We start from the raw sequence: 674 nt of genomic DNA, 5'->3' as shown, positions 1-674 counted from the left end.
GAGGCGCGCGCCCTCGGCCAGCTCGCGCTGCGCGGCCGCGGCGACGCCGCCCCGAGCGCCCGCCGGGCGCTGCTGCGCGGCCGGTCGGTCTTCGACCAGCTGAGCAAGGAGCACACCGGTGACCTGGTGTTCGGCTTCACCGAACGGCAGATGACCTTCTACGAGGGCGACACCTACACCAACCTCGGCGACCACAAGGGCGGAGAGGAGTCACTGAGCAAGGCGCTGACGCTGTACGCGCCGACCGACCGGGTCGACCTCACCCTGGTCCGGCTCGACCGCGCGTCGTGCAAGCTGCACGCCGGGCAGCCGGAGGCGGCGCTCAGCACGGCCCGGGAGGCCATCTTCGACCTGCCCGTCGAGCACCGCTCGGACATCCTCGTCCACCGGGCCCGGCAGGTCGGCGCGGCCGTCGGGCAGAAGCACCCGGGCCTGCGCGAGCTGAAGGACTTCTACGAGGCCCTGTCCGGCCCGCACGTGCAGAGCCCCGCGCCCCGTTCCGTCCAGCCCCCGACGCCGCCGGTCCCGCCGGCAGAGCAGGTCTGACACGCATGCCACAGCCAGAGGGCCACCTGCCCGGACCCCCGGCCGTGCCGGCGCGTCCCGCGCCGGACCACGGGGCCGGGTCGGCCGCCGACCGTCCCCCCGCCTCGGACGCCCCCGGGGAGCGCCCG

At 76.0% G+C, this 674-nt stretch carries 1 pseudogene; it reads left to right on the top strand.

The annotated features are described in order from the left end of the window. Positions 1–546: pseudogene (locus DZF91_RS22865) on the top strand (XRE family transcriptional regulator); the annotation flags it as partial. Positions 547–674: the final 128 nt, after the last annotated feature.

It is taken from the genome of Actinomadura logoneensis, from assembly GCF_003428695.1.
Taxonomy (GTDB): domain Bacteria; phylum Actinomycetota; class Actinomycetes; order Streptosporangiales; family Streptosporangiaceae; genus Spirillospora; species Spirillospora logoneensis.
The sequence above is the reverse complement of the archived record's forward strand: the minus strand, read 5'-3'. Positions and strand labels throughout refer to the sequence as shown.